At 61.8% G+C, this 22182-nt stretch carries 23 protein-coding genes and 3 tRNA genes; 12 read left to right on the top strand and 14 right to left on the bottom strand.

Going from position 1 to position 22182, the window contains the following annotated elements; translation table 11 throughout:
* Positions 1-101 precede the first annotated feature (101 nt).
* The 7 genes from EI983_RS03925 to EI983_RS03895 form a co-directional block, all read right to left on the bottom strand.
* Positions 102-191: transfer RNA gene (locus EI983_RS03925), tRNA-Ser, on the bottom strand.
* Between the two features lie 287 nt (positions 192-478).
* Positions 479-1264 carry an enoyl-CoA hydratase gene (locus tag EI983_RS03920; RefSeq protein WP_157706103.1) on the bottom strand — a complete coding sequence of 262 codons (786 nt, stop codon included), beginning with the start codon at positions 1262-1264 and terminating at the stop codon, positions 479-481.
* On the bottom strand, positions 1251-1751 hold the full coding sequence (locus tag EI983_RS03915; RefSeq protein WP_157706102.1) for an OsmC family protein: 501 nt from the start codon (positions 1749-1751) through the stop codon (positions 1251-1253). The genes EI983_RS03920 and EI983_RS03915 overlap by 14 nt, the downstream gene beginning before the upstream one ends.
* A gap of 23 nt (positions 1752-1774) precedes the next feature.
* Positions 1775-2917, bottom strand: a complete 1143-nt coding sequence (locus EI983_RS03910; protein ID WP_157706101.1) for a glycine cleavage T C-terminal barrel domain-containing protein — start codon at positions 2915-2917, stop codon at positions 1775-1777.
* 159 nt (positions 2918-3076) lie between these two features.
* Positions 3077-3568: an Lrp/AsnC family transcriptional regulator gene (locus tag EI983_RS03905; RefSeq protein ID WP_157706100.1), complete on the bottom strand. Its 492-nt coding sequence runs from the start codon at positions 3566-3568 to the stop codon at positions 3077-3079.
* Positions 3569-3774: 206 nt separating this feature from the next.
* Positions 3775-4872 (bottom strand): redox-regulated ATPase YchF, encoded by a 1098-nt coding sequence (ychF, locus tag EI983_RS03900; RefSeq protein WP_157706099.1) that lies wholly within the window; start codon positions 4870-4872, stop codon positions 3775-3777.
* Positions 4873-4940: 68 nt separating this feature from the next.
* Entirely contained in the window at positions 4941-5771 is an 831-nt protein-coding gene (locus tag EI983_RS03895) for a PhzF family phenazine biosynthesis protein (RefSeq protein WP_246162265.1), read from the bottom strand.
* 177 nt (positions 5772-5948) lie between these two features.
* On the opposite strand from EI983_RS03895, the gene trpA reads away from it, so the two are divergent.
* Positions 5949-6740 (top strand): tryptophan synthase subunit alpha, encoded by a 792-nt coding sequence (gene trpA / locus EI983_RS03890; RefSeq protein ID WP_157706098.1) that lies wholly within the window; start codon positions 5949-5951, stop codon positions 6738-6740.
* 10 nt (positions 6741-6750) lie between these two features.
* On the opposite strand, the gene EI983_RS03885 is transcribed toward trpA, so the two are convergent.
* Positions 6751-7194: a MaoC family dehydratase gene (locus EI983_RS03885; RefSeq protein WP_157706097.1), complete on the bottom strand. Its 444-nt coding sequence runs from the start codon at positions 7192-7194 to the stop codon at positions 6751-6753.
* 105 nt (positions 7195-7299) lie between these two features.
* Here EI983_RS03885 and EI983_RS03880 point away from each other — a divergent pair, with 105 nt between their 5' ends.
* A complete protein-coding gene (locus EI983_RS03880; RefSeq protein WP_157706096.1) occupies positions 7300-8463 on the top strand; it encodes an alpha-hydroxy acid oxidase in 1164 nt (387 codons plus the stop codon).
* Positions 8464-8703: 240 nt separating this feature from the next.
* Positions 8704-9372, top strand: a complete 669-nt coding sequence (locus tag EI983_RS03875) for a 50S ribosomal protein L25/general stress protein Ctc (protein WP_157706095.1) — start codon at positions 8704-8706, stop codon at positions 9370-9372.
* Between the two features lie 89 nt (positions 9373-9461).
* On the opposite strand, the gene EI983_RS03870 is transcribed toward EI983_RS03875, so the two are convergent.
* Positions 9462-10145, bottom strand: a complete 684-nt coding sequence (locus EI983_RS03870) for an FkbM family methyltransferase (protein ID WP_157706094.1) — start codon at positions 10143-10145, stop codon at positions 9462-9464.
* Positions 10146-10222: 77 nt separating this feature from the next.
* Here EI983_RS03870 and pth point away from each other — a divergent pair, with 77 nt between their 5' ends.
* The 4 genes from pth to EI983_RS03850 all read left to right on the top strand — a co-directional run bounded on the left by pth (position 10223) and on the right by EI983_RS03850 (position 12961).
* The gene (pth, locus tag EI983_RS03865; protein WP_157706093.1) at positions 10223-10903 is read left to right on the top strand and encodes an aminoacyl-tRNA hydrolase; all 681 of its coding nucleotides are present in this window, start codon (positions 10223-10225) and stop codon (positions 10901-10903) included.
* 65 nt (positions 10904-10968) lie between these two features.
* Complete coding sequence (locus tag EI983_RS03860; RefSeq protein ID WP_157706092.1) at positions 10969-12132, top strand: serine hydrolase domain-containing protein; 1164 nt, start codon at positions 10969-10971, stop codon at positions 12130-12132.
* Positions 12133-12162: 30 nt separating this feature from the next.
* Positions 12163-12537 (top strand): DUF2237 family protein, encoded by a 375-nt coding sequence (locus tag EI983_RS03855; RefSeq protein WP_157706091.1) that lies wholly within the window; start codon positions 12163-12165, stop codon positions 12535-12537.
* A gap of 28 nt (positions 12538-12565) precedes the next feature.
* Positions 12566-12961, top strand: coding sequence for a carboxymuconolactone decarboxylase family protein (locus EI983_RS03850; RefSeq protein ID WP_157706090.1), 396 nt, complete (start codon positions 12566-12568; stop codon positions 12959-12961).
* A 31-nt stretch (positions 12962-12992) separates the two neighbouring features.
* Here EI983_RS03850 and bhcR read toward each other — a convergent pair whose 3' ends face one another.
* Complete coding sequence (gene bhcR / locus EI983_RS03845) at positions 12993-13835, bottom strand: HTH-type transcriptional regulator BhcR (protein ID WP_157706089.1); 843 nt, start codon at positions 13833-13835, stop codon at positions 12993-12995.
* 218 nt (positions 13836-14053) lie between these two features.
* On the opposite strand from bhcR, the gene bhcA reads away from it, so the two are divergent.
* From bhcA to bhcD, 4 genes are all read left to right on the top strand, one after another.
* Complete coding sequence (gene bhcA, locus EI983_RS03840; RefSeq protein ID WP_157706088.1) at positions 14054-15244, top strand: L-aspartate--glyoxylate aminotransferase BhcA; 1191 nt, start codon at positions 14054-14056, stop codon at positions 15242-15244.
* Positions 15245-15255: 11 nt separating this feature from the next.
* Positions 15256-16227, top strand: a complete 972-nt coding sequence (gene bhcB, locus EI983_RS03835) for a beta-hydroxyaspartate dehydratase BhcB (protein ID WP_157706087.1) — start codon at positions 15256-15258, stop codon at positions 16225-16227.
* Between the two features lie 15 nt (positions 16228-16242).
* Positions 16243-17406 carry a 3-hydroxy-D-aspartate aldolase BhcC gene (bhcC, locus tag EI983_RS03830; protein WP_157706086.1) on the top strand — a complete coding sequence of 388 codons (1164 nt, stop codon included), beginning with the start codon at positions 16243-16245 and terminating at the stop codon, positions 17404-17406.
* A 96-nt stretch (positions 17407-17502) separates the two neighbouring features.
* A complete protein-coding gene (gene bhcD, locus EI983_RS03825) occupies positions 17503-18498 on the top strand; it encodes an iminosuccinate reductase BhcD (RefSeq protein WP_157706085.1) in 996 nt (331 codons plus the stop codon).
* Between the two features lie 484 nt (positions 18499-18982).
* On the opposite strand, the gene EI983_RS03820 is transcribed toward bhcD, so the two are convergent.
* From EI983_RS03820 to EI983_RS03805, 4 genes are all read right to left on the bottom strand, one after another.
* Positions 18983-20131 (bottom strand): slipin family protein, encoded by a 1149-nt coding sequence (locus EI983_RS03820; RefSeq protein WP_157706084.1) that lies wholly within the window; start codon positions 20129-20131, stop codon positions 18983-18985.
* A 420-nt stretch (positions 20132-20551) separates the two neighbouring features.
* A tRNA-Ser gene (locus EI983_RS03815) sits at positions 20552-20625 on the bottom strand.
* Positions 20626-20697, bottom strand: a tRNA-Leu gene (locus EI983_RS03810). It lies immediately after the preceding tRNA gene.
* 270 nt (positions 20698-20967) lie between these two features.
* Entirely contained in the window at positions 20968-21441 is a 474-nt protein-coding gene (locus EI983_RS03805; RefSeq protein WP_246162261.1) for a helix-turn-helix transcriptional regulator, read from the bottom strand.
* Here EI983_RS03805 and EI983_RS03800 point away from each other — a divergent pair.
* Positions 21422-22090, top strand: a complete 669-nt coding sequence (locus tag EI983_RS03800; RefSeq protein WP_157706082.1) for a hypothetical protein — start codon at positions 21422-21424, stop codon at positions 22088-22090. The two genes, EI983_RS03805 and EI983_RS03800, sit on opposite strands and share 20 nt — an antisense overlap.
* Positions 22091-22182: the final 92 nt, after the last annotated feature.

The following is a 22182-nucleotide window of genomic DNA, read 5'->3' as shown; positions in this document are numbered from 1 at the left end:
CGAAAGAAATCCAACACAAAGTCAGCGCGACAATATCTGCCTGAAATACCTAACCAAAAGGTATTTTAAGCGCCTCGGCAAAACTCAGAAAAAAGGTATGGTGGCGGAGACGAAGGGATTCGAACCCTCGAGACGGTTTCCCGCCTACTCCCTTAGCAGGGGAGCGCCTTCGACCACTCGGCCACGTCTCCGCTGGCGTGTTTATTGATCTGTGATCGTGAGGGCAAGGGCCGATTGCGTGTTTGCGTCGCAAATCTCCTTCGGGAGAGACCAAAGGGACGTAACCGGCGCATCCGCCGGGTGATGTGGTTACCGTATCGGCATCGCTGCACATGCCGATCCGGCGGCTGGCGGGGCATACGAACCGATCAGACCAACGGTCATTCCCCATGGCTTCCGCAACACCGGCTGAAATCAGGGGTGCGCCCCGGTTCAGAACCGGAGCGCGCCTGGTAGGTAAGGCTTCTGTGGTTTTGGGCTATATATCCTGCCACACAGGCGCGCGTTTCTCGATGAAGGCGCCGATGCCTTCTTCGGCGTCGCGGGCCAGCATGTTCTCGACCATCACCTGAGAGGCATGCTCATAAGCATCAGCCAGACCCATTTCGACCTGGGCGTGATAGGCGCGTTTGCCGGTGGCCAGCGTCATGCTCGATTTCGATGCGATCTTGCGCGCCAACTCCATCGTTGCGTCCCGCAGCGCCTCAGATGCGACGACCTGATTGACCAGCCCGAACTCAGCAGCGCGGGCGGCCGGGATCATATCCCCGGTCAGAAGCATTTCCATCGCGTGTTTCTTGCCCACATTGCGCGACAGCGCCACCATCGGCGTGGAGCAGAACAGCCCGATATGCACCCCCGGAGTGCTGAACCTTGCGGTTTCATCCGCGACGGCCAGGTCACAGCTTGCCACCAGTTGGCAACCCGCGGCAGTGGCGATGCCCGTCACCTCGGCAATCACCGGCTTGGGGCAATTGACGATGCGTTGCATGACGCCCGAACACATGGCCATCACCTTGGTGAAATAGGACTGCCCACCATCCGGAGCGGACCGGCCTGCGGTCATTTCCTTCAGGTCGTGCCCGGCGCAGAACGCCGGGCCGTTGGCGGCAAGCACCACCACCCGGACAGCCGGGTTGCTCGCGGCCTCATCAAAGGCTGCGCCCAGTTCGGTCAGCATCGCCTCGGACAGGGCGTTGCGCCGTGCGACATCGTCGAGCGTCAGGCGCAGGATGCCCATGTTGTCGAGGTCACGCTGCAACATTGTAAGCTCCTTCGCGGGTGTGACGGACCGTCGGGGCATGCAGGATGTTGATCCTGACGCTGTCAGCCAGAGTATTTGCGATAAAGCAGTAGCGATGCGCGCGGTCCTGCATCTGCTCCATCTCTTCGTCGCTTACCTGAAACCCGGTGTCGAAACGCACGACGGGATGCAGATCGATCTGCGTGACCGACATCTGACCGCGGGCGTTTTTGCCAAGGTGGGCCACAGCATAGTCATGATAGCTCGCCACCGGCCAACCGGCCTTGGCCGCCAGGGCCAGGAAGGTCATCATGTGACAGCTGGACAAGGCCGAGGCCAGGGCCTGCTCGGGATTGGTGTTGGCGGGATCGCCGCCCCAGTCAGGGGCGGCGTCCACCAGGACGTCATAGCACTGATTGTACTGAACCGTATGCTCCGCCGAGTATGCACCCGGTTTCAGTTGCGGCTCGATGCGTTGCCAGTGCAGCTGGATCGAAAGGTCTGACATGTCCCTAAGCTCCCGATCGAACTTCAGGCCGCGGCCAGCGATTTTTTCGGGTCGTAGAAGGGAACTTCCACAACCTGCGCACGCGCGGGGCCGGATGCGGTGATGACCTCCAGCTCGGTGCCCAGCTCAGCCGCGTCCACGGTGACCATCGCCAGGGCGATGTTCTTTTCGAGGCGCGGCGAATAGACGGCCGAGGTCACCTTGCCGACGGAAACTCCGCAGTGGTTGAGCGCCCAGAAGGTCGTGTTCGGCCCTTTCAGCGGTGCCGTGTCGATGACCAGGCCAACCTGTTTGCGGCTCACGCCTTCTTCCTTGATGCGCGCCAGAGCTTTCTTGCCGATGAACTCGGCGTCCATGTCCAGATTGACCAGACGATCAAAGCCCAGCTCGAACGGGTTGGTGTTGATATCCGCATCCGCGTGATAGGACAGCATCCCGCCTTCAATCCGGCGGATCGACGAGGTGTGCCCCGGCTTCAGACCAAACGGCATACCTTCGGCCATGATCCGCTCCCACAGGGCGTCGCCATGCGCACTGTCGCGGAGGTAGAGCTCATAGCCCAGCTCGCTGGACCAGCCGGTGCGCGACACGATCAGCGGAATACCGTCCAGTTCGACTTCACGCAGCCAGTAGTATTTCAGATCCATGATGCTGTCGCCAAAGAGCGCGCGCATGATCTCGCCCGATTTGGGGCCCTGCAATTGCAGCGGCGACACGTCAGGTTCGCGGATGGTCACATCGAGACCCGAATTGACGGCCACGCCCTGTGCCCACAGCAGGACGTCGCTGTCGGCCAGCGAAATCCAGAAATGATTCTCGGCCAGACGCAGCAGGATCGGGTCATTCAGGATGCCGCCATCGGCATTGGTGATCAGGATGTACTTGCACTGACCCACAGCCATTTTCGACAGGTCGCGCGGGGTCAGCATCTGGGTGAACTTCGCGGCGTCGGGACCGGTGATTTCCACCTGACGTTCCACGGCCACGTCGCACAGGATGGCGTCGTTCACGAGATTCCAGAAGTTCTGCTCCGGGTCACCGAAGTCGCGGGGAATATACATGTGGTTGTAAACCGAAAACCCCTGCGCGCCCCAGCGCACGGTTGCGTTGAAGAAAGGAGATTTGCGGATTTGCGTGCCGAAGCCGAAGTCATCAGGTTGTGTCATGGTATCACCCTTGGTATGCGCGGCGGTCCTGCCGCGCGGTCGCTGAACTGGAGCGGTGAATAGTCCGGATTTCTGCGCGAGAGTGGACTGAAAGAATGCCGAAGACAGTCTGATCGAACTCTTTTTGGGAGGCTGCAAAGCCCGATCGGTCGCGGCGTGTCAGCGGCCGGATTTGGCGACCAGATCGGCCAGGTTGGGCTGCGTGAGTTTGACCTCGCGCGTGACGATATACGTCATGTAGCGGTCGATCCCCAGCTCCTCGCTCAGAAGCTCTTCCATCAGCGCCTGAAAGCTGGCGAGCGTCGGGGTGATCACCTTCATCACATAGTCCATCCCGCCCCCTGTCGCGATGCATTCGGTGACTTCGTCCAGTTTGCGCACGCGGTTTTCAAACCGGTCGAAATCAGCTTTGCGGTGATGGGTCAGCGAAACGGTGACGACAACGCGGGTGAAGTCACCGATACGGCCCAGGGCGATATCGGCGTGATAGCCCCGGATGAACCCCGCCGCCTTGAGCCGGTTCAGCCGCGCCCAGCAGGGGGTCGGGGACAGGTTGACGAGCTCTGCCAGTCTTGTCTTGCTGAGCTGCCCATGTTTCTGAACCGCACTGAGAATGCGGATATCCGTTGCATCGAGGCCAAGTCTGCTCATCCGCGCGATGTCCCGTCGAGTTGCATCAAAACATTCATCAGAATCGGCATAGAGGCAACGGTTGCGCGCGACAAGACGGGTTTGTCCCGTCCCGGTGGTCATTCAGGTCGAACAGGCCAGGGTTTACACCGCGCCCTTCCGAGACGAGCCGGATCAGAAAAGGCGCGCGCGGGCGCGATGTCTTTCGGGGCCGATCCTGACCCAGTTCAGGTATTGAACAGGAAGTGCATCACATCGCCATCCTTGACGATATAGCCCTTGCCTTCGGCGCGCATCTTGCCTGCTTCCTTGGCCCCCTGCTCGCCATTGCAGGCGATGAAGTCATCATAGGCGATCGTCTCGGCACGGATGAAGCCCTTTTCGAAATCACCGTGAATCACACCCGCCGCCTGCGGCGCCGAGGTGCCCTGTCGGATTGTCCAGGCACGGGCCTCCTTGGGCCCGACGGTGAAATAGGTTTCCAGCTTCAGAAGCTTGTGGCCCGCGCGGATAAGCCGGTCGAGCCCGGCTTCCTTCAGCCCCATCTCGTCGAGGAACATCTCTGCCTCGTCCGCGTCCAGCTGGCTGATCTCTTCCTCGATCTGCGCTGAGATCACAACCGAGGCCGCGCCCTGCGCTTCGGCCATCTCCCGCACCTTTTCCGAATGCGCATTGCCTGAGGCCGCGCTCGCCTCATCGACGTTGCAGACATAGAGAATGGGCTTGGTCGTCAGAAGCTGCAGGTTCTTCCAGGCTTTCGCATCCTCGGCATCCACCGCGACCACCCGCGCGGGACGGCCCTCTTCCAGCTCGGCCTGCGCGGCGGCAAGAAGGCGGTCCTGTTGCACCGCTTCCTTGTCATTGCCCTTGAGCTTGCGCACCAGCCCCGCACGGCGCTTCTCGATGCTCTCGAGATCGGCCAGCATAAGCTCGGTCTCGATCACTTCGGCATCGGCCACCGGGTCGACACGCCCTTCCACATGGGTCACGTCCCCGTCTTCGAAGCAGCGCAGCACATGGGCGATGGCATCGACCTCGCGGATATTGGCCAGAAACTGGTTGCCCAGCCCTTCGCCCTTGCTGGCCCCCTTCACAAGGCCCGCGATATCGACAAAGGTCATGCGCGTGGGAATGATCTGTTTGGATTGCGCAATCGCCGCCAGCTTGTCGAGCCGCTCATCGGGGACGGCCACCTCGCCGACATTGGGTTCGATCGTGCAGAACGGAAAATTCGCGGCCTGGGCGGCGGCGGTTTTCGTCAAAGCGTTGAACAGAGTGGATTTGCCCACATTGGGCAGTCCCACGATCCCCATCTTGAAGCCCATGATGCACCTTTTTGCTGCGCGGTTTGGCCGCTTCTATGGGCAGGGGCAACTCAACGCAAGCCGCAGCATCAGCTTTCGATCAGACGCACTGTGCCGGCCACCTGCACCGGCGCGCCTTTGCCCGCCTGAGGCGTGACAAGCAACCGCGACGGGTGCCCCGCCACGACACCCTGGCTCACCTCGAACGGATCGGCCTGCCCATGCGCATCGCGCAGATAGCCCGCCAGCGCCGCCGCTGCGGCACCCGTGGCCGGATCCTCATATACACCGTGCCCGGCAAAGGCGTTGCGGCTGTGGATGCGTGACACGTTCTCACGCCAGATCAGGTTGATCGTGACCCAGCCCTGCGCCCTCATCAGCGTAGCGCCCTGTGCGAAATCATAGCTCATCCCCTGCAGCAAAGCATGCCGCGCGAGAGGCAGAATCAGATGCCGCGCGCCCGCCTGGGCCAGAACCGGCGGCAGATCAGGATCCAGGTCCTCTTCATGAAGGTGAAACAGTTCAAGCGCCTCGTGCAGCACGGCCTGACGAAGCACCTGAAAGCTGGTCGGCGGGGAGGTAAGCCGCGCGCCCCACTCCTCGCCCTCGCGAAAGGCGGTCACCGAAATGTCCGCGTCATTCAGCAGTAACGGAAAATCCCCTTCGCCGCGTTCCATTCCAAGCGCTGCGCCGAGAGCGATCGTGGCATGCCCGCAAAACGGCACCTCGCCGTCAGGTGCAAAATACCGCACCCGCATCCCCCCTTCCACAGGCATCGCGAAGGCGGTTTCGGAATACCCGATCTTGGCCGCAATCTCCTGCATCTGATCCGTTCCGGGCAACTCCGCGCAAAGCATCACGCCCGCCGGGTTGCCGCCTATGCCCTCTCGCGTGAATGCTGCGAGCCGCTGAACTGTCATGGCCATCTCCTCAGGTGTCTGCGACAAGACTTTGAGTAGGCTCTCAACCTTTGCAAATCGTGAATTGTGACCCCTGGCATCACCAAATCGGATGAGTTGGCCGCAAAATCTGCGCCGCACCATTGATTTTCCCGTCCTGCTGCCGCAAAGGAGAGGCAAATCACGAAGGGTGCCCGCATGACACGTATCGACGCCAAATTCGCAGAGCTTGCCGCCGCCGGCAAAAAGGCCTTTGTCGCCTATGTCATGGCCGGCGACCCGGATTATGACACCTCATTGGAGCTGGTCAAAGGCCTGCCCGCCGCAGGCGTGGATGTGATCGAGCTGGGCCTGCCCTTCACCGATCCGATGGCCGATGGCCCCACGATACAATTGGCCGGCCAGCGCGCCCTTGAGGCGGGCATGACCCTGCAACGCACGCTCGATCTGGCCGCCGAATTCCGCAAGGGCGATGACACCACGCCCATCGTGCTGATGGGGTATTACAACCCGATTTATAATCGTGGCGTTGATACCTTCCTGGCGGACGCGAAGGCCGCCGGCATCGACGGGCTGATCGTGGTGGACCTGCCGCCCGAAGAGGATGAAGAGCTCTGTATTCCGGCGCAGGCTGCGGGCCTGAACTTCATCCGGCTGGCCACGCCGACCACGGATGACAAACGCCTGCCCAAAGTGCTGCAGAACACCTCGGGCTTCGTATATTACGTCTCGATCACCGGGATCACCGGCGCCGCCGCCGCCGAGGCCGGCGATGTCGGCCCCGAAGTGGCCCGGATCAAAGCCGCGACCGATCTGCCGGTGATCGTGGGCTTCGGCATCCGCACACCAGAAAGCTCCCGCGCGATTGCCTCCGTCGCCGACGGTGCCGTTGTGGGCTCGGCCATCGTAGCCCAGATGGGCGAGGGCAAGCCGGTGGGTGAAGTTCTGGACTTCGTGAAATCACTGGCCGATGGGGCGCATTCGGTCTGAGGTTGCGCCTCTAAACTGTGCCACTGCGCCGCAAGATATGCGTGATGAGATAGCTCATCACCACCTGGTCGTCTTGATTCAGCACCTCGTATTTGATCACCGCCCGTCCGCGATCCGGCCGGGAGGAGGACGGTGTTACCGACAGGATGGTTCCGCGCGCCGAAAGCACATCGCCTGGTCGCACCGGCGCAAGCCATCTCAGCTCATCCATCCCGGGAGAGCCCATCGAGGCTTCGTTCCAGATATCTGCCTCAAGCGTCAGCACGAAAGCGATCAGCATCGTGTGGAACCCGCTCGCGATCAATCCCCCAAACGGTGAAGCTTCGGCCGCCTCTTTGTCGACGTGAAAGGCCTGGGGATCCCATTGCCGTGCAAATCCGATGATGTCGCTCTCGCTCACCGCCCGGGCATCCGTGACAAACGTGAACCCTTCGCTCAGATCATCAAGATACATTCCACCCCCCTCTGTTTCGCGTCAGGCTATCGACTCCGATTGCGATTGCAAAGACTCGGAGCTTTTGGCAGGAAACCGTGACCAGACCTGCAACCAAGCGTTATCATGCCCGTTATCACCTGCATCGAAGACCTGCGACAGCTCTATGAGCGCCGCGTTCCGCGCATGTTCTACGACTATGCCGAAACCGGCAGCTATACGCAGCAGACCTTTCGCGACAACACCAACGACTTTGCCGATCTGCGCTTGCGTCAGAGGGTGGCCATCGACATGCGGGGGCGCTCTACGGCGTCCCGGATGATCGGGCAGGATGTGGCCATGCCCGTCGCCCTGGCCCCGGTCGGCATGACCGGCATGCAATGTGCCGATGGGGAGATCAAGGTTGCCCGCGCGGCGGAAGCCTTCGGCGTGCCCTATACGCTTTCGACCATGTCGATCTGCTCGATCGAGGATGTGGCCGAACATACGACCAAGCCTTTCTGGCTGCAGGTCTACACGCTCAAGGACGACGATTTCATGCAGCGGCTGTTTGATCGCGCCAAGGCCGCCAAATGCTCGGCGGCAATGATCACGGTCGATCTTCAGATCATGGGCCAGCGGCACAAGGACCTCAAGAACGGGCTCAGCGCGCCGCCCAGGCTGACCCCGCGCTCGGTCGCCAATATGATGACCAAGGTGCATTGGGGCCTCGGCATGCTGGGGACGAAGCGGCGCTTCTTTGGCAATATCGTCGGTCATGCGAAGGGGGTAAAAGACCCCTCCTCGCTGGTGTCGTGGTCAAGCGAGGCCTTCGACCAGGCGCTCAACTGGGACCGCATCCGCCAGTTCCGCAAAATGTGGGATGGCCCGCTGATCATCAAGGGGATCATGGACCCCCGCGATGCCCGCGAGGCGCTGAATGTCGGGGCGGATGCGATCATTGTCAGCAACCATGGCGGGCGACAGCTTGACGGTGCCCTGTCCTCGATCCGCGCCCTGCCCGCGATTCTCGATGCGGTGGGCGACAAGATCGAGGTGCATCTCGATAGCGGCATCCGCACGGGTCAGGACATTCTCAAGGCGCTGGCGATGGGCGCGACAGGCACCTTTGTCGGGCGTGCCTACATCTACGGGCTGGGGGCGATGGGCGAGACGGGCGTGACGCGCGCGCTGGAGATCCTCCAGAAAGAGCTCGACACCTCCATGGCGCTGTGCGGGCGCACGGATGTAACCACGCTGGACCGTGATATCCTTCTGATCCCGAAAGATTTTTCTGACCGCTGGCTGTGATCCAATTGTGTGGCTGCGCCACGCTCTTTCGAGTATGTGATGAGGGGCTCTGTCCCTCAAACGCCCCGGAGTATTCGGACCGGGAAGAAGAGCATAAGGCGAAAGACCGATCGCAAGATAAAACCCCCCTGCCAAAAGAGCTTTTTGCCTTTCCAAACGGGGCAATCCGGTCTATACGCGCGGCTTCACGCGGGGCTACAGCCTTGGAGGAGCCCCGCCCTATCATATGGAGAATACAAGATGGCTGGAGAAATTCCTGATCTTCACGCCCAGGAACGCACGGGGACGGGCAAGGGCGCCGCTCGTGCAGCACGCCGCGAAGGCATGGTTCCGGGGATCGTTTTTGGGGGCGACGCTGATCCGCTTCCGATCAACATTCCGTTCAACGTCCTGCTGAAAAAGCTGAAGGCCGGTCGCTTCAAGTCGACGCTGTTCAACCTCAAGGTTGACGGCCACGACGACGTGCGCGTGATCTGCCGCGACGTGCAGCGCGACGTGGTCAAGGACCTGCCGACGCATCTCGACCTGATGCGCCTGCGCCGGACCACCAAGATCAACCTCTTTATCCCGGTCGAGTTCGTCGGCGAAGAAGAATGCCCGGGCCTGCGCAAGGGCGGTGTTCTGACCGTGGTGCGCAACGAGGTCGAACTGATCGTGACCGCGGGCGATATCCCCGAAAGCATCCAGGTGGATATCAGCACCCTGAACGTGGGCGACACCGTCACCATCTCGGACGTCACCCTGCCCGAGGGCGCGAAGCCGACCATCGACCGTGACTTCGTGATCGCCAATGTGGCGGCCCCGTCGGCCCTGAAATCCGAAGATGCGGATGACGAAGGCGCGGCCGAGGCGGAAGTACCGACCGTCGGCGAGGACGAAGCCGAAGCGGCAGAGGGCGGCGAAGAGTAAGCCCCTGCCCCCAATACTTTACGAAAAGGCGCGCCTCGCACGGCGCGCCTTTTTTACATCCGTAGGGTGCGTGTTCACACGCACCATCCTCATCCCGCGTGCCGCACCCGCCGAAAGCCCAGGATGCGACCGCGCGACGTACCCGGATCGTAGGTCAGCCCCGAGGCCGACATGCAATCCACGATCTGCTTGATCGTCGTGTCCGGATATTGCTTCGGGTGCAGTTCCATCATCACCGCGCGCACGTGCCTTGGCCATTTCCGTTCGAACAGATGCGCCTCGGCCCCTTCGATATCCATGATCACCACATGTGGACGATGCTCTGCCAGAAGCGCATGCAGCGGCAGCATCGGCACCTCGACCACCGCCTCGGGTTTGCTGTCCGCACCGGCGAGCTTGCCCGACCAGAAGACGGGCTTGCGTTCGAAGGCGATCGTGCCGCCGGGCTCATCCAGCCCCGTCACCGCACCATGCAGAAGCGTGGCGGCGTGAAAGCCATTGCGGTCGAGATTGGCGCGGATCACCGGAATCATCTCCGGGTTCGCCTCAACCGTCACGACATTCTCGGGCCCGGTGATCCTGCTGGCGAGCGCCGCCACATATCCCAGCCCCGCCCCCAGTTCGAGCACCCGGTTGCCCGCGCGCACCCGTCCCTGCAACGCGGCCGCTTCATGCGCCTCGTAGCCGCCGGTTCTCAACTTGTCGGCAATCCGGTCATTGAGGAGCGTATCAGGCACATCGAGCTGCACACCGTTGATCTCAAACTCCGCCATGCCGCCCGGTCTTTCCAAGATTGATTCTGTTGTCCCCCGAGCGTAGACCATGCGCAGCTAGAAACGGAACCGTCACCATGCAGCTCTTTGTCGGCCTGGGAAATCCTGGCCCCAAATATGCCCAGAACCGGCACAATATCGGCTTCATGGCGCTGGAGCGGATCGCCTCGGATCATGGCTTTGGGCCATGGAAGTCCAAATTCCAGGGGCAGATCAGCGAGGGACGGCTTGGCACCGAGAAGGTGCTTCTGCTGAAGCCTGAAACCTTCATGAATCTTTCCGGGCAATCCGTGGGCGAGGCGATGCGGTTCTACAAGCTCACGCCCGCCGATGTCACCGTCTTCCATGACGAGCTGGACCTTGCGCCGGGCAAGCTGCGGGTGAAACAGGGCGGTGGACATGCAGGCCATAACGGGCTGCGCTCGATCCATCAGCATATCGGACCGGATTACGGACGCGTGCGCCTTGGCATCGGGCATCCCGGCCGCAAGGAACTTGTGGCGCAATATGTGCTGCACGATTTCGCCAAGGCCGATGCGGACTGGCTTGACGATCTGTTGCGCGGGATCGGCGATGGCGCCCCCTATCTGGCGGCGGGTGCCGCGGACAAGTTCATGAACGCCGTCGCCCTGCGCCGTGCCCCCGATGCGCGCGCGCCCTCCCCCAAACCCGCGAGGCCGGTCGATAAACCGGACGAGCCGCCCGCGACCGAGGACAACCGCAGCCCCCTGCAAAAGCTCGTCGACAAATTCCGCTGACCCCCGCACCCCTCTTGCGCGCATCTCTCTGCGGTGATCTGTTGCCCGGAAAAGGAGAGCATTACATGCGCCGCGTTTTCAAATGGGTGTTTCGCATCATTCTGGTCCTCGGGCTGGTCGGGGTTGTCCTGTCGCTTTGGAAACGCGAGGAACTTGCGCGTCTCATGGCGGTGAACTCGCTGTTCGAGGCCGACAGGATCGTCGCCAATTTCTCCCATATGGATCGCGCCTTCCTTGCGACCGAGGTGCCGCGCGGGGAGGGTCCGGTCTCGGACCTGCCCTACGGGCCCGAAGCCACCCTGCCCGATGCGGTCGCCCCCTGGATCGAGCAGCGCGCGGTCACCTCTCTGATCATTCTCAAGAACGGCCAGATCGTGCACGAAAGCTACTATCTCGGCACCGGGCCGGAGGATCGGCGGATCAGTTGGTCAATGGCCAAGAGCTATCTCTCGGCGCTTCTCGGCGTGGTGCTGTCGGACGGGGCGATCCGCTCGCTTGACGACCCGGTCACAGAATATGCTCCCGAGCTCAAGGGCAGCGCTTATGACGGCGCCACGATCCTCGATGTGCTGCAAATGGAAAGCGGCGTGCGGTTCAACGAGGACTACCTGGATTTTCACTCTGACATCAACCGTATGGGCCGTGTGCTGGCGCTCGGCCGCTCGATGGACGGGTTCGCGGCGGGACTTATCGAACGCGATGCCGTCCCGGGAGAGGACTGGCAATATGTCTCGATCGACACCCATGTCCTCGGCATGGTGATCCGTGGGGCAACGGGCCGACCCATTGCCTCGCTGCTGTCCGAGAAAATCATTCAGCCGCTCGGCCTCGAAGAAAGCCCCTATTACATCACCGATGGCGGCGGGGTGGCCTTTGTGCTGGGCGGGATCAACCTGCGCACGCGCGATTATGCGCGCTTTGGCCTGATGATCGCGCAGAACGGGCGTTATGGCGAGGCGCAGATCGTCCCCGAAGACTGGGTTCTGACCTCCACCCGTCCCAGCGCGAAGACCACCGGGGATGAGATCGGCTATGGCTATCAGTGGTGGATCCCGCAGGGCTCAGCGCCCGGACAGTTCATGGCACGCGGGATTTACGGGCAGTATATCTATATCGATCAGACCCGTGATGTGGTGATCGTCACCACCGCCGCTGACCGCCAGTTCCGCGAGCCGGGTGTCAATGATGCCAATGTGGCCATGTTCCGATTGATTGCCGAGGGTCTTTGAGGTCATAATGCGTCCGAGAGAGGCGCGAACATGACCGAAAAAGACCCGTCTATCAATGTCTTGGGCGAGGCGCTCCAGCCCTGTTCCAGCGATCCGATGACCGGATTTTTCCGCGACGGGTCCTGCAATACCTGCGCCGAGGACCGCGGCAGTCACACCGTCTGCGCGCTGATGACGGCAGAGTTTCTGGCCTATTCCAAATATGTCGGCAACGATCTCTCGACACCGCGCCCCGAGTTCGGCTTTGCCGGGCTTAAGCCGGGTGATATGTGGTGCCTGTGCGCCGCCCGGTTCCTGCAGGCCCATGACGAGGGCTGCGCGCCCAAGGTCAACCTGGCCGCCACCCATGAGCGCGCGCTCGATATCGTCCCGCTCAGAGTGCTGAAAGCCCATCAGCCCGACTGAAACCCCATCCAGCACAGGAGTGCGCTCAATGGCGACCGTTCCGCTTCTGACCGACGAAGAGGCCAGCCCCGAGGCCCGCGCGGTCTTTGACGATATCCGCAAAACCCGTGGCGGCGATTTCATCAATAATTTCTGGCGCGCCCTTGCACATGACCCTGCATTGCTCAAAGCCACCTGGGAGCGCCTCAAGCAGGTGATGGGACCGGGGGAGCTCGACCCGCTGACCAAAGAGCTGATCTATATTGCCGTGTCGGTCGCCAATTCCTGCGAGTATTGCGCGCATTCCCACACCGCCGCGGCCCGCGCCAAGGGCATGAGCGACGCGCAACATGGCGAGCTGCTGGCCGTGATCGGCATGGCCAGCCAGACCAACGCGCTGGCCACCGCGCTGCAAGTGCCTGTGGATGACGCGTTCAAGGCCTGAGATGTATCTGCCGACGCCGACAGTCTTCGCGTTATCCCGTAGCCGTCGCGTGATCTGAGATCTGACCGCCGATCTTTTCCGTCAGCTCGGCGGCGGCCCGGCGAACCTCCAGGCTGAACCGCTGGATTCGTTCCTCGTCGAAACGCACGGTCGGCCCCGACACCGAAATACCCGCCACAGCCGCGCCATAGGCATTGAAAACCGGGGCGGCGATGCACCGCATACCGGCATATCTTTCTTCATCGTCAAATGCCCAGCCGCGCTTGCGGCTTTGCTCAAGATCAGCGATCAGAGCATCGGGCCGCGTCAGCGTCTTGGGCGTGAATTCGGGCAGGCCCTTCTTTTGCAGAAGCCGTTCCAGCTCTTCCTTAGAAAGCTGCGCGAGCAGCGCCTTACCGGCCCCCGAGGCATGCATCGCACTTCTTGCGCCTGGCCGGAAGAACGCCCTGATCGGATGATAGGTTTCGACCTGGCTTACAAACACGACATCTCCGTCATCGGCAATGGCGAGGTTCGCCGTCTCCCCTGTCCGCGTCATGAGGTTGTGCATGACATCGCGGCTCGCCTCGACGAGGTTGATCCGCCTGAGAAACCCAGACCCGATACGAAAGGCTTCCACGCCGATCATCCATTCCTGCGTGGTTTCGTCGAAATCCGCGAATTTCTGGCTTTGCAGCGTCATCAGAAGGCGATGCGCCGTCGAAGGGGGCATACCCGCCTGCATCGCAAGATTGCTCAGCGTGATCCGGTGCTCTCTGGACAGCAGGCTGAGGAGGTGCAACCCGCGGTCAAGCGCCTGAACAGTTCCGGTATCGGCGTCAGTGTGATGTTTCCGCGGACGTCCGCGCGTCCTTTTGGCTGGTGCAGTATCCAAAACGATTCGACCCCCTTGCGCTGAATTGAGCTTCAAAGACGCATTCTAGCTGTGATTTATTTTTTGACAATAAATTCTGATTCATTAATTGAAATATTCTAATTTATTGTTTTTCATGTATTTTTAATATTTTTATTATTTTTGGAATATTTTTTCGAAAAAATTGCAAAACCACATGCCCTGCCGTAAAACCTCTCTAGCGAAACGGAGGCTGTGCCATGACTGGACAAAACCCTGTCTTTATCCCCGGACCCACGAATATCCCTGATCGGCTGAGATATGCGATGAGCATTCAGACGATGGATCACCGCGCGCCCGATTTCATCGAACTGCTTTCCCCTTTGCTCGATGATCTCAAGAAGGTGTTCAAAACGAAGACAGGCCGGGTGATCACGTTCCCTGCCTCCGGCACCGGCGGGTGGGAAGCGGCCATAACGAACACGCTCTCCCCGGGTGACAAGGTGCTGGTGGCCCGTTTCGGGATGTTTTCACACCGCTGGATCGACCTGTGCCAGCGCCACAATCTCGATGTCGAGATCATCGAATGTGCCTGGGGCGACGGGGCGCCTGCCGATCTTTACGGCGCGCGCCTGGCCGCCGATACCAACCACGAGATCAAGGCGGTTCTGGTCACCCATAACGAAACCGCAACCGGTGTGCGGTCGGACATCGCCGCCGTGCGCCGGGCGATGGACGCGGCAGGTCATCCGGCGATGCTTTATGTCGATTGCGTCTCGTCCCTCGCGTCGATGGATTTTCGCATGGATGACTGGGGGGTCGATCTTGCTGTCTCAGGCAGTCAGAAGGGTTTCATGCTGGCCACCGGCATGGCCATCGTCGGCGTCAGCGAAAAGGCAATGGAGGCGGCGAAATCCGCCAAATGCCCCCGGACGTTCTTTGATTTCAATGACATGGCGGGCGCCAATGACAAGGGCGGCTTCCCCTATACGCCCCCACTGCAGATCATGTACGGCCTGCGCGCCAGCCTGGACATGATCTTTGAGGAAGGGCTCGACAATGTGTTCGCGCGCCATGCCCGGATTGCCGAAGGCGTCCGCGAGGCGGTCCGCGCCTGGGGTCTGAAACTTTGCGCGCATCGGCCCGAGCTTTATTCGGACACGGTCAGCGCGATCTATGTGCCGGACGGGTTCAACTCGGACGAGCTGACCAACCATATTTTCGATCACTATGGCGTGTCCTTCGGCGTGGGGCTCGGAGAGATGGCAGGCAAGGCCTTCCGCATCGGGCATCTGGGATCGCTCACGGACGTGATGGCGCTCTCCGGGATTGCAACGGTCGAGATGGCCATGGCTGACCTGGGCTATCCGGTCGAGCTGGGGTCAGGCACCCGCGCGGCACAGGAGTATTATCGTCAGACCACCAAAACCGCTCTGAAAACAGCGGCCTGAGGAGAAAGAGCATGAATATCAAAGCCGATATCTCACTCCCGACCTGGCAGGATGTGCTTGTGGCGCACGAGCGTATCGCGCCGCATATCCGGCGCACGGAGATCCTGACCAACGACGCCCTCGACCAGCAGACCGGCGCCAGCCTGTTCTTCAAATGCGAGAACCTGCAACCGCCGGGCGCGTTCAAGGTGCGGGGCGCATCGAACGCCGTTTTCGGGCTGAGCGATGATCAGGCCGCGAAAGGCGTGGCAACGCATAGTTCCGGCAATCACGCGCTGTGCTTGTCCTATGCCGCCGGGCGGCGTGGCATCCCGTGCAACGTGGTCATGCCGCGCACCGCGCCGCAGGCCAAGAAGGACGCGGTGATCGCCTATGGCGGCAAGATTACCGAATGCGAGCCTTCCACTTCGAGCCGCGAAGAGACCTTTGCCCGGGTCCAGGCCGAAACCGGCGGGGATTTCGTACACCCCTATAACGATCCGCGCGTGATTGCCGGACAGGCAACGTGCTCCAAGGAATTTCTCGAACAGGTCGAGGATCTTGATATTCTCGTGGCCCCCATCGGCGGTGGCGGCATGATTTCCGGCACCTGCCTGACCGTGTTCTCGATCGCGCCGCATGTGAAAATCTATGCCGCCGAGCCGGAACAGGCGGACGACGCGATGCGGTCGCTCAAGGCCGGTCACATCATTGCCGATGACGCCCCCGAGACCATCGCCGATGGCCTCAAGGTGCCGCTCAAAGACCTGACCTGGCATTTCGTTTCCAACCACGTCACAGACATCCTGACAGCCAGCGAGCAAGAGATCATCGACGCGATGAAACTCAGCTGGAAGCGGTTGAAAATGGTGATCGAGCCAAGCTGCGCGGTGCCGCTCGCCGTTATTCTGAAGAACCCTGAAATTTTCGCCGGAAAGCGTGTCGGCGTCATCATCACGGGCGGCAATGTCGATCTCGACAAGCTGCCCTGGATCGAAACCTGAGCTGGAGACAAGTCAATGAATGCCCTGATCCACATGAACGACCTCGAAGTCGGCTATGACGTTCCCGCCGCCATCGGCATGAACGAAAGCGAAATCCAGACGCCCTGTCTGGTCCTTGATCTCGATGCACTTGAGCGCAACATCAAGAAAATGGGCGACTGGGCCAAGGCGCATGGCGTGCGCCACCGGGTGCACGGCAAAATGCACAAATCCGTCGATGTGGCGCGTCTGCAGGAAGAACTTGGCGGGGCCTGCGGCGTGTGCTGCCAGAAAGTGTCAGAGGCCGAAGTCTTTGCACGGGGTGGCATCAAGGATGTGCTGGTGTCGAACCAGGTCCGTGATCCGGCCAAGATCGACCGCCTGGCGCGCCTGCCCAAGCTTGGTGCCCGCGCCATCTGTTGTGTGGACGATATCGCGAATGTCGCCGATCTGTCGGACGCGGCGGCCCGCCACGGCACGACGATCGAATGCCTCGTTGAAATCGACTGCGGCGCCGGGCGCTGCGGCGTGACGACCACCCCGGATGTCGTCGAGATCGCCAAGGCCATCGACGCGGCGGACGGGCTCAGGTTTGCCGGTATTCAGGCCTATCAGGGCGCGATGCAGCACCTCGACAGCTATGATGACCGCAAAGCCAAGATCGACATCGCGGTGGCCATGGTCAAAGACGCCGTGGAGACACTGAAGGCCGAAGGTCTGGAATGTGATATCGTCGGCGGCGGCGGCACCGGCAGCTATTACTTCGAAGGCACCTCTGGCGTCTATAACGAGCTTCAATGCGGCTCCTACGCCTTCATGGACGCGGATTACGGCCGCATCCTCGACAAGGACGGCAAGCGCATCGACGACGGCGAATGGGAGAACGCCTTGTTCATCCTGACCTCTGTCATGTCCCATGCGAAGGCCGACAAGGCGATCTGCGACGCGGGGCTCAAGGCGCAATCGGTCGATTCCGGCCTGCCCTTCATCCACGGCCGCGATGACGTCGCCTATGTGAAATGCTCTGATGAGCATGGCGTGATCTCCGACCCCGACAGCGTGCTGAAAGTCAACGACAAGCTGCGCCTCGTGCCCGGCCACTGCGACCCGACCTGCAATGTGCACGACTGGTATGTCGGTGTGCGCAACGGCAAAGTCGAAACCCTCTGGCCCGTCTCCGCACGCGGCAAGGCCTACTAAGTCACGGGGTGGCGGATCACTCCGCCATCCTGCCTTTCCCCCCTTTCTCTCTGGCAATCCTGCCCCCGCCCCCCTCCGGAGGAACCAATGCTCAAAATGGCGAAAGACAACTCAAGCCCTCAGGCCGGAATCGTTGTGGTCTCGGAGGCAGACTGCCAGCGGCTTGTCGGCCGCAAGGAGGCATTCGACGCGGTCGAGGCCGTGTTCGGGGCCATGGCCCGGAATGATGCCTACAACTTCCCGGTCATCCGCGAAGCCATCGGCCATGCGGATGCGCTTTACGGGTTCAAATCCGGATTTGACCGCGCCGGGCTGGTGCTTGGCCTGAAATCTGGCGGCTACTGGCCCGGCAACATGGACAAGGGCCTGACGAACCACCAATCGACGGTGTTTCTCTTCGATCCCGATACCGGACAGCTCAAGGCGCTTGTCGGAGGCAACTACCTGACCGCCATTCGCACCGCCGCGTCGTCCTCGGTCTCGATCGCGCATCTGGCGCGCAAGGACGCCCGGGTTCTTGGGATGATCGGCGCGGGGCATCAGGCCCAGTTCCAGCTGCGCGCCGCTGCCGAGCAGCGCAATTTCGAGCGCGTGGTCGCCTGGAACCCGCATCCCGATATGCTGCCCAAGCTGGCCGCTGTCGCCGAAGAAATCGGCCTGCCCTTTGACGCGGTCAGTGCAGAGGACGTGGGCGCACAGGCGGATGTGATCATCACCATCACCTCGGCGTTCGAGCCGCTTCTGATGGCCGACTGGATCAAGCCGGGAACGCATATCGCCTGCATGGGTACAGACACCAAAGGCAAGCAGGAGGTCGACGCGGCGCTGTTGGCCCGGGCCACGGTGTTCACTGACGAGCTGGCACAATCCGTCAGCATCGGAGAAGCTCAGCACGCCGTGTCGGCGGGGCTTATCTCCGATGCGGATATCACACCGATCGGCGCCGTCATCAACGGCGATCACGCCGGGCGCAACTCGGAGGACGAGATCACCCTCTTCGATGGAACCGGCGTGGGGCTTCAGGATCTTGCGGTTGCGGATGTGGCGGCGCGTGCGGCCGCCAGCGACGGCGCACCCATGGTCAGCCTGTGACCTGATGCGCACCACCCACCATGGGAGGATCGCGCAGTGGGTGTCAGAAGGCGTGAGATGCAGCCGTCTGCATCTCATCAATCAAAGGGCAGCACAAACGCCTGAGCCTGAAAGAAAGAACCCGAGGCGGGTTCAGCCCTCAGCGCCGCGCAAGCCGGTGCAGAACGCGCACGGCGGACGTTCGAATTGACGTAACCTGCTGGTCCACGGCAGCGCTGCGGCCGGGATCCCCATGGCAATCAACCCGGTTTCCAACACTCCCGGGGTTGCGCATGCCGCAACGGGTCGTCTGCTCCCTGTCCCCGAAGCGCCCGGCGCTGTCCCGAATGATCCTGCGGGCACTATCTCTGCGACTTCGGCGGGCTGACGAGATCGGGCGGACCGGCACAAGCACGCGGCGCCCGCTGGCGTTCACTGGACGCGGCTATGGAAATATCGTGAAAAACCCGGCCCGAGGTTTCCCCCGGGCCGGGCACCGGCCTTCCTATTCCCGCAGCTTCACGAGATCGGTCATCAGGCCTTCGGTCCCGTTATGGACCGTCAGCCGTTCGACTTTCCCCGCGATGGCCTCCAGAGCTTCCAGCTCTTTCAGCCGCAGCATCACCGGGTTCTCGGCCATCACCTTTGCCGTGTTCAGAAGCGCCCGCGTTGCGTTCGTTTCTTCCCGGCGCCGGATCACGTTGGCCTCGGCCTCTTTTTCGGCCGTGACAACCCGGTTCAGGATCTCGCGCATCTCACCCGGCAGGATGACATCGCGCAGGGCGATCTCGCCCACCTCGATCCCGATCCGCGCCATTTCGGCGCGCACGGCCTCGGCCGCATCGGCATTGACCGCGCCTTTTTCGGCCAGGATCGTGTCGAGCGTCAGCGCGCCCAGCGTCCGGCGAAACGCCAGTTGCAGGGCCCGGTGCAGCGCCTCGGTGTAGTCTTTCACCGCGGCCACGGCACGCTCGGGGTCAGTGACGCGGTAGACCGCCGTCAGGTTGACCCGGATGGTCACCCGGTCCTTGGTCAGGATTTCCTGACCAGTGACCTCGTGGGTTCGCATCCGCAGATCGATCATCCGAACGGTCGCACCGCGCCCGATATGCCAGAAGGCATGCGTCCCCGGCTCAAGGCGCCCTTTCAGGACCCCATCGACCGTCAACAGGCCAACATGACCCTCTGCCACGTCCCAGATGGTCAGGACATGACCCAGCCCGGCCCGGACCAGCGCCTTTCCGAGCTTGCGCTCGACTGCCAGCGTGTCCGTCAGGGTGAGCCGTTCGACCGCCCAGGGCCCCGCATCGGTCCACAGAACCTCGCGATCCCCGGCCAGGACAACGCCATGCAGTCGCCCGTCGCGCCGGACGATCAGGACCTCGTCCTCACCTGCCCGAACTTCGGTCAGGTGGGCCTCAGCCAGATCGGGCCGCTCCCGAAACAGAGCCGCCTCATAGGGCGTGGTGAAACGGAGACGGTTCAGATCGTGGCGTTCCGTGACGGTGTCCTTCCGCTTCAGCCGGTGCTCACCCGCGCTCAGGATCGTCGCGATCCGCCCGCGTTCCAGCACCAGCAGGCGCTCGGTTTCCATCACGGTGACGCGGGTATGCCCGGTCAGCCGGTCGATCAGTCGTGTCAGTACATGTGTCATCTTTCGTCTCCTTTTCGTCTCGTCCTATCGTCGTCGTCGCAAGGCGAGCTCCTTTCTCGTGTCATTTACGGGTTGCAGCCATCATGGCTGGCAGGTGTGAATGCCCTTGTCCCCAAAGGCAGTGAAGTGAGGCCCGAGGCCGCCCCGCGCCATGATCCGGCACGGGAAAGGGGCGAGAGGGGCGCGGTGCCCCGGCGCGCTCATCCGCCCTTACAGGCGGCCTCGCGGGCCGGAACACGGCGAAACCGTCATCCCCCGCTCCGGCGCAGGACCAGAGCAGCGGCAGGGCGTTGTCCTCTCCTCCCGAAGGTGGGTCGGACGCGGGCCTGCCCCTGCTGAGGCAACCCCGGACCCCTGGATTTGGAGCCGTGTTAAGCGGCTTTGGGGAGTCGAACCCCAGACGCTCACGCGCCTTTACCCGTGCAAAGGCAGGATTCGAACCTGCGCCAAAACGATTAGCAGTCGTTCGCTCTATCCAACTGAGCTACATTGCGTTGCTATGGAGGGACTCGAACCCTCGACCCACAGACCCTGAATCTGTTGCTCTTCCACCTGAGCTACAAGCATCCCCGCACATCACGGCCCTGGCATACGGGGCTGGCAGCGCCGCCCGCACCGGAGGAAGCACAAGAGCGCCTTCCGCTAGGGTCCGATCCGCGTGATCGGGAAGCAGGTGATACCGCTAACACGCCGAGTCGGCCTATATGGTTTATTACCTGCTCAAAATGCTCGTGATCTTTGCGCAACATTATTGCGCCCTTGCGCAATAAATGAAAAAGCGGCCGCAGCAAAACGGCACTGAAACGCCCCCTCATCCCCATGATCGCGTAATAATTTCACCCGGCCTTGTCGAGTGGCTCCACCGCATCGACCACCCCTGGCAGGGCGTCTCCCATCAGGTCGTCAATGAACAGGCTGAGCAACTGCGCCCGGCTGTTGACACCGGCCTTGCGGTAGATGGCCGTGCTCTGCGCCTTGACGGTGCCTTCGGAGGTGTTGCGCATCACCGCGATATCGGACAGCGTCGCCCCCTTGACCGTGAACAAGGCCACGTCGCGCTCAGCCGGGGTGAGGCCCCAATCATCAAACCGCTCGTTCAGCACGGTCATGAAGGCCCCCGAGGCAAGCCGCAGGTTGTCCTCTGCCACCCGCCGCGCCCGGATTGAGAGCACCAGAAGCCGCGCCGTGACACCGACCCCCACCAGCAGGCCGAGCGCCGCGCAAATCTCGATGATTTCTATGACCTGCCAGTTCGACAGAACCACAGGGAGGTTCAGCCAGGACGACAGGATGTTGAACAGGAAGAACACCGCGCAAATCGCCTGGAAGGCAATCAGCATTATGACGGTGACCCGGCCGTTCACCTGGAACCGCCATTCACATCTGGCCTGTCACTCGCCGCAGACCCACGCATCAATCGTCACCGCCGCCCGATCCACCGGAGCCACCCGATCCGCCCGAACCGCTGTTCCCACCCGAACCGCTGTTACCGCCGTCATCGCCGCCGTCATCGCCGCCCGGACCGCTGTTGCCGCCGCTATCGTCACCGCCGCTATCGTCGCCACCACTGTCGTCGCCACTTCCACGGCCACTATTGTCGTCGCGGTCGCGATCATCACGATCTTCGCGATCATCATCGTCCCGGTCATCGCGGTCATCATCATCGCGGTCGTTATCATCACCACGTTGGCCAGAAGGCGACCAGATGCGCGTTCCAAAGATGCCGATGCCATTCGCCTGCCCCGATCCGCGCACGGCGAGATCGTGCAGAATCGCACCCGTCCGGGGATTGAGGACGGTTTCACGGCGGATCTTGCCCTTGCGCGACGTGATCTTCACCCGGCCAAGAAGGGTCCGTGTCGACTCAATCTTCGAATACCCCTGGTTGCGGAGCTGCCGGATAACCTGCTGCTCGAAAGACTCCGCCAGCGCCCCGCCGCATGGCAGAGCAAACACTAGGGCAAGTATGACAAGGCTGCGTCTCATCTGTCCTGAATAACTGCGGCAAGTCCGGAACGCCAGCGTTCCGGACCTGCCTCCTGCCTCAATCT

Origin of the sequence: Roseovarius faecimaris, from assembly GCF_009762325.1 — a bacterium.
Taxonomy (GTDB): domain Bacteria; phylum Pseudomonadota; class Alphaproteobacteria; order Rhodobacterales; family Rhodobacteraceae; genus Roseovarius; species Roseovarius faecimaris.
This window is presented reverse-complemented; position numbering and strand designations above follow the sequence as displayed.

Excerpts from the sequence above, each read along its gene's own strand:
- bhcD (WP_157706085.1), top strand. The coding sequence starts at position 17,503 with ATGGCGAAAGACAACTCAAGCCCTCAGGCCGGAATCGTTGTGGTCTCG.
- EI983_RS03855 (WP_157706091.1), top strand. The coding sequence starts at position 12,163 with ATGACCGAAAAAGACCCGTCTATCAATGTCTTGGGCGAGGCGCTCCAG.
- EI983_RS03885 (WP_157706097.1), bottom strand. The coding sequence starts at position 7,194 with ATGTATCTTGATGATCTGAGCGAAGGGTTCACGTTTGTCACGGATGCC.
- EI983_RS03850 (WP_157706090.1), top strand. The coding sequence starts at position 12,566 with ATGGCGACCGTTCCGCTTCTGACCGACGAAGAGGCCAGCCCCGAGGCC.
- EI983_RS03870 (WP_157706094.1), bottom strand. The coding sequence starts at position 10,145 with ATGGCGGAGTTTGAGATCAACGGTGTGCAGCTCGATGTGCCTGATACG.
- pth (WP_157706093.1), top strand. The coding sequence starts at position 10,223 with ATGCAGCTCTTTGTCGGCCTGGGAAATCCTGGCCCCAAATATGCCCAG.
- ychF (WP_157706099.1), bottom strand. The coding sequence starts at position 4,872 with ATGGGCTTCAAGATGGGGATCGTGGGACTGCCCAATGTGGGCAAATCC.
- EI983_RS03920 (WP_157706103.1), bottom strand. The coding sequence starts at position 1,264 with ATGTTGCAGCGTGACCTCGACAACATGGGCATCCTGCGCCTGACGCTC.
- EI983_RS03895 (WP_246162265.1), bottom strand. The coding sequence starts at position 5,771 with ATGACAGTTCAGCGGCTCGCAGCATTCACGCGAGAGGGCATAGGCGGC.
- EI983_RS03875 (WP_157706095.1), top strand. The coding sequence starts at position 8,704 with ATGGCTGGAGAAATTCCTGATCTTCACGCCCAGGAACGCACGGGGACG.
- EI983_RS03880 (WP_157706096.1), top strand. The coding sequence starts at position 7,300 with ATGCCCGTTATCACCTGCATCGAAGACCTGCGACAGCTCTATGAGCGC.
- bhcA (WP_157706088.1), top strand. The coding sequence starts at position 14,054 with ATGACTGGACAAAACCCTGTCTTTATCCCCGGACCCACGAATATCCCT.
- EI983_RS03800 (WP_157706082.1), top strand. The coding sequence starts at position 21,422 with ATGTTGAACAGGAAGAACACCGCGCAAATCGCCTGGAAGGCAATCAGC.
- EI983_RS03910 (WP_157706101.1), bottom strand. The coding sequence starts at position 2,917 with ATGACACAACCTGATGACTTCGGCTTCGGCACGCAAATCCGCAAATCT.
- bhcB (WP_157706087.1), top strand. The coding sequence starts at position 15,256 with ATGAATATCAAAGCCGATATCTCACTCCCGACCTGGCAGGATGTGCTT.
- EI983_RS03820 (WP_157706084.1), bottom strand. The coding sequence starts at position 20,131 with ATGACACATGTACTGACACGACTGATCGACCGGCTGACCGGGCATACC.
- EI983_RS03860 (WP_157706092.1), top strand. The coding sequence starts at position 10,969 with ATGCGCCGCGTTTTCAAATGGGTGTTTCGCATCATTCTGGTCCTCGGG.
- EI983_RS03905 (WP_157706100.1), bottom strand. The coding sequence starts at position 3,568 with ATGAGCAGACTTGGCCTCGATGCAACGGATATCCGCATTCTCAGTGCG.
- trpA (WP_157706098.1), top strand. The coding sequence starts at position 5,949 with ATGACACGTATCGACGCCAAATTCGCAGAGCTTGCCGCCGCCGGCAAA.
- EI983_RS03915 (WP_157706102.1), bottom strand. The coding sequence starts at position 1,751 with ATGTCAGACCTTTCGATCCAGCTGCACTGGCAACGCATCGAGCCGCAA.
- bhcC (WP_157706086.1), top strand. The coding sequence starts at position 16,243 with ATGAATGCCCTGATCCACATGAACGACCTCGAAGTCGGCTATGACGTT.